The sequence below is a fragment of the Pseudomonas sp. genome (genome assembly GCF_049590575.1).
GTDB lineage: Bacteria > Pseudomonadota > Gammaproteobacteria > Pseudomonadales > Pseudomonadaceae > Aquipseudomonas.
The window spans coordinates 1-4801 of the sequence record NZ_JBAWDE010000026.1 but is presented as its reverse complement, the minus strand read 5'-3'; the positions used below and the strand labels follow the sequence as shown (position 1 = coordinate 4801).

The 4801-nt window shown below is 60.5% G+C and carries 4 protein-coding genes; 1 reads left to right on the top strand and 3 read right to left on the bottom strand.

Going from position 1 to position 4801, the window contains the following annotated elements:
- Positions 1–108: 108 nt before the first annotated feature.
- On the bottom strand, positions 109–336 hold the full coding sequence (locus tag WBR57_RS02265) for a hypothetical protein (RefSeq protein WP_424081724.1): 228 nt from the start codon (positions 334–336) through the stop codon (positions 109–111).
- A gap of 510 nt (positions 337–846) precedes the next feature.
- Here WBR57_RS02265 and WBR57_RS02260 point away from each other — a divergent pair.
- Complete coding sequence (locus WBR57_RS02260) at positions 847–3597, top strand: glycoside hydrolase family 3 C-terminal domain-containing protein (RefSeq protein ID WP_424081722.1); 2751 nt, start codon at positions 847–849, stop codon at positions 3595–3597.
- Between the two features lie 136 nt (positions 3598–3733).
- On the opposite strand, the gene WBR57_RS02255 is transcribed toward WBR57_RS02260, so the two are convergent.
- Positions 3734–4354 (bottom strand): TetR/AcrR family transcriptional regulator, encoded by a 621-nt coding sequence (locus WBR57_RS02255; RefSeq protein WP_424081720.1) that lies wholly within the window; start codon positions 4352–4354, stop codon positions 3734–3736.
- 62 nt (positions 4355–4416) lie between these two features.
- Positions 4417–4801, bottom strand: a 385-nt coding sequence (locus WBR57_RS02250; protein WP_424081718.1) for a substrate-binding domain-containing protein, incomplete at its 5' end; no start/stop codon positions are given.

Here is a 4801-nt window from a genome sequence, read left to right as displayed (position 1 = left end):
TGTGGGAGGGGGCTTGCCCCCGATAGCAGTGGACCAGTTTGCGCATGTGCTGGCTGATACACCGCTATCGGGGGCAAGCCCCCTCCCACAGGGGACCGCGTTTCCAAGTTAGTTCGAGGTTTTCGGCGCGGTCGTCTGGCTGCTGCTCAGCGGTCGGCCCCCCTTGGTGGTCTCCGCTTTCTGCTTTTTCGCCGCCTTGGCGTCGTGGGTCTGGGTCAGCACGGTGGAATCGGTAGCACCCGACGTCGAATCGGCGTCGGTTGATTCAGCGGCCATGGCCGCGCCACTCAGTGCAACGCCCAGCACGAGGCCGGCACCCAACAGGGATATTTTCATAAACATTCTCCAGTTCAAAAACAGCGGACTGCTCAGGTGGCGCCTTGAATTCGATCAAGACCCTACACCAAAGCGTTGTGTATGACAGCTTGTATAAAACATGGCCTTTTAGAACTACCGAGCAAAGCCACTAGTTCGCCATGCCGCCATATATTTTCTTAAACCAATCGACTGGTAGGTTTAGGCTTAGTTCCGAAAGGTAAGAAAATATTTCTTATTTCACGCAAAAAATAGCTTTTGTTTGACTTATAACCGCAAGAATTGCCTTAATTATGCGGTTTTTGCGATTCAAAACGCCACAAAGTGATATCGCTTAGACACCATCTACAACAATAATTAATACAATTATTACACTTTTATAACTGCGAAACCCGCCAAGTAATTGCAATTAGCCATCGGTTAAAAATTGCGATCAAGGCGAACTATTGCCCATGAAAAAGTGACGAGCGCGCTGTGTAACGCGTGTGCTTTGACCCCCTATTTTCAACAAACAGTTGTCGGAGAAACTCTATGAGTAAACGCAAAATGATCGGTGCGCAGTCGGCATTCGCCCTGCTGGCATTGGCCGTGTCCCACGCGCACGCGGCCACCAGCCCGGCCCTGGACGAGGGCCGGGTGAGCCGCGCAGAAAAGGCCGCGGACAAAACCCTGGCGAAGATGACCATGGAAGAAAAGCTCGCCTACATCGGCGGCACTGGCGGTTGGGACGTCAAGCCGCTGACCCAGTACGGCATCCCGCAGATCCATGGCGCCGATGGCGGCGTCGGCGTGCGCTACACCAGTGAAGGCAACGCGCAGGGCGTGGTGTACCCGTCGGGGCCGAACCTGGCAGCCAGTTGGAACCCGCGCCGTGCCATCGACCTGGGCCGAGCCCTGGGCTACGACACCGCCAGCGGCGGTTATCAGTTCGTCACCGGCCCCGGCGTGAACCTGTACCGCATGCCGTACAGCGGCCGTGCGTTCGAGTATTTGTCCGGTGAAGACCCGTTCCTCGGCGCCAGCCTGGGGCCGGCGGTAATCAACGGGATTCAGTCGCGCGGCGTGTGGGCCAACGCCAAGCATTTCGCGGCCAATGACCAGGAAAGCAACCGCTTCCACCTCAACGAAACCATCAGCGAGCGCGTGCTGCGCGAGATGACCTTGCCGCCTTTCGAGTCTGCCTCGAAGAACAGCAAAGTCGCGATGATGATGTGTGCGTTCCAGAAGGTGAACGGCGAATTCGCGTGCCAGAACAAGCACCTGATGCGCGACATCCTGAAGACCGAATGGGGCTACCCAGGCTTCGTCCAGAGCGACTACAACGCCGTGGTCGACGGCTTGCCGGCAGCACAGGCCGGCACCGACCTGGACATGATGGGCTACCAGATGAACAGCACCGTCCTCAAGCCGTACCTGGACAGTGGTGAGCTGAGCAGCGCGACCATCGATGACAAGGTTCGCCGCATCCTCAAGCAGATCTACCTGTACAAGTTCGACAGCAAAGCCCCGCTGACCAGCCACAACATGAACAGCGCCACCAGCAACCGCACCGCGCTGAATGCCGCGCGCGAAGGCATCGTGCTGCTGAAAAACCAGAACAGCCTGCTGCCGCTGGACGCCAAGAAGGTCAAGCGCATCGCCGTGGTCGGCACCCTGGCCAAGTACGCGCCGCCGACCGGTTTCGGCAGCGCCAACGTGATGGCCGCCAACTACATCAGCGAGCTGAGCGGCTTGCAGCAACTGGCGCCGGGCGCCAAGGTCGAGTTCATCGACGGGCTGTCGCTGGATCCGGCCACCTCGACCTGGACCCATGCCGACAGCAATGGCAACAGCGTCAAAGGCGTGAAGACCGAGTTCTTCAGCAACACCAACTGGTCCGGTGACCCGGCTGCCACCCGCACCGACACCCACGTCAACCTCGACTGGTCGACCGACAGCCTGCCAGTGAACGGCGATACCGCCGCCACGTCGATTCGCTACAGCGGCCAGATCACCCCGACCGTCAGCGGCGAACAGGTGTTCAAGATCCGCGCCGACGGTGCGGTACGCCTCTACGTCAACGGCAAGAAAGTCCTCGACAACGGCGACGGCAAACCGCTGCCGAACAACAGCATTCCGCCGACCATTCCGGTATTCGCCAAGGTCAACCTTGAAGCCGGCAAACCGGTCGACATCAAGCTCGAATACTCGCGCCGCAACGGTTACCTCTCCACCATGGGCGGCCTGGTGGGCGTGCAGATGAGCTGGGCATCGCTGGTTGCACCGCAGGACCTGGCCCAGTACGACGCCGTACTGGTGGCAGCCGGTAACAGCAATGAATACGAAGGCGAAGGCTTCGACCACAGCTTCGACCTGCCGGAATACCAGAACCTGCTGATCCAGAGTATCGCCAAGGTCAACCCGAACACCGTGGTTACCCTGCACGGCGGCACCGGCTTGAAGATGAGCGACTGGATCGACCAGGTGCCGGCTGCGCTGCACGCGTTCTACCCTGGGCAGAACGGCGGCCAGGCCCTGGCAGAGATCCTGCTGGGCAAGGTCAACCCGTCGGCCAAGCTGCCGATCAGTATCGAACGCAACATCGAAGACAACCCGATCTACGCGACTTTCCCCAAGTTCGACAATCAGGAAACCCTGAGCGAGATGAGCTACAAGGACGACCTGTTCCTGGGCTATCGCGGCTACGAGAAGAAGGGCATCAAGCCGCTGTATCCGTTCGGTTATGGCTTGTCGTACACCACCTTCGGCTACAGCAACATCAGCGTCAGCCCTGGCGTGGCAGTGGCCGGTGCGCCGATCAAGGTGTCGTTCGACCTGGCCAACACCGGCAAGGTCGCGGGCGCCGAAGTCGCCGAGCTGTACGTGGGCCAGAACAACCCGAAAGTCGAACGCGCGATCAAGGAGCTCAAGGGCTACAAGAAAGTGTTCCTCAAGCCTGGCGAGAGCAAGCGCGTGACCATCGAGCTCAACGACCGCTCGCTGGCCTACTACGACGTGGCCAGCAAGCAGTGGGTGGTGGATGCCGACAGCTTCAACCTGTCGGTGGGGGCTTCGTCCCAGGACATCCGCCTGAACGCCAAGCTGGTCAACCCGTTCCGCCAGGAACTGTCGACCACCACCAGCAACCCGCTGCCGCGTTCAGCGCTGAACTCGACGCTGCGTGAATCGACGGTGAAGACCGGCGGTGTGCTGCATCAAAATGAAGGGGACAGCGGCACCAGCGACGGTGATGGCTATGACATGAGCGATGACACGACCCAAGGCAGTGCTGCGGGTAAATAAGCCGGACGCGGTCTAGTGTGGGAGCGGGCTTGCTCGCGAAGGCGGTGTGTCAGTCGGCGCATGTGATGGCTGACCCATCGCTTCGCAGGCAAGCCAGCTCCCACATTTGACCGTGCCCACTTTAGATTGCCGTATTTCACCCTCGATTTCTGATGGCCGCCTCGACCCGCGCAATGTAGGCATCGAAGCGCGCCACCAGGTCCACCTGTTCTGGAAAGCGCAGCCACTGGATCTGCAGGCCATCCATCATGGCCAGGATTTCTTCCACCAGCCCGGCGATGTCCACGTCGCTGCGCACCTCCCCTGCCGCCACCAGGTCGGCAAACTGCCCGTGCAAACGTCGCTGGATCCCCGCATAGCGCTCCTGGAACCAGGCCCACGCCGGTTGCGTATCGAGCAGGCTTTCCGCATTCAAAATGGTAAACGCGCGCACCACGCCGGGCGCGGTGGCGTTCGAGCGGTTGATCGCACGCAGGCTGCCGAGCAACCCGGACAACGACTTCTCCGCGCGGACTTCATCGGCAATTCGTTGGTTGACCTCGTCGCGGCGTTGCAGCACGCCCATCAACAACGAGATTTTGCTGGGAAAGTGATGCAGCAGGCCAGCCACGGAAATACCGACAATCGCCGCCACCTGGGCCACGGAGGCGCCGCTGTAGCCCTCCAGGGAAAACACCTGCAAGGCCGCGTCCAGCAGCTCTTCGCGGCGTTTTTCACCCTTGGGTGCGCGTCGGGTTTTGGGGGCAGGTTCGGTCATGGGAACATCCTTGTGGGCAGGCTTGCACCGTATCCAAATTGCCCCCGGGCCGCAAATAAAGCTCAGGCGCTTTCGCGTTCGATCAGGCGGCAGTCCAACAGGTTCAGGCGCTGTACCTCATCCTCCACAGGTAAAACCCCAAGGCTTTGCAGCACCCGGGTGGCCGCCAGCACGCCGATTTCCAACGCCGGTGGCTTGATGGTGCTCAGGCTCGGCAACAGCATTTCGGCAAACGGGTAATCGCCGAAACCGAGTACCGCGCAGTCCTCGGGGATCTTCAACCCGGCACGCTGCCCGGCGAGCAGGCCACCGGCGGCCAGGTTGTCATTGGCGAAGAAAATCGCGTCGGGCGGCGTGGCGTGGCTCATCAAGCTTTCCATCGCCTGCTTGCCCGCGTCAAAGGGCGCGCGGTCGGCGTCGGGGGCGAAAGTCCAGGGCTGCACACCC

What these genes read in the sequence shown, in the direction of transcription:
- WBR57_RS02260 (WP_424081722.1), top strand. Translation starts at nt 847, where the DNA reads ATGAGTAAACGCAAAATGATCGGTGCGCAGTCGGCATTCGCCCTGCTG.
- WBR57_RS02265 (WP_424081724.1), bottom strand. Translation starts at nt 336, where the DNA reads ATGAAAATATCCCTGTTGGGTGCCGGCCTCGTGCTGGGCGTTGCACTG.
- WBR57_RS02255 (WP_424081720.1), bottom strand. Translation starts at nt 4,354, where the DNA reads ATGACCGAACCTGCCCCCAAAACCCGACGCGCACCCAAGGGTGAAAAA.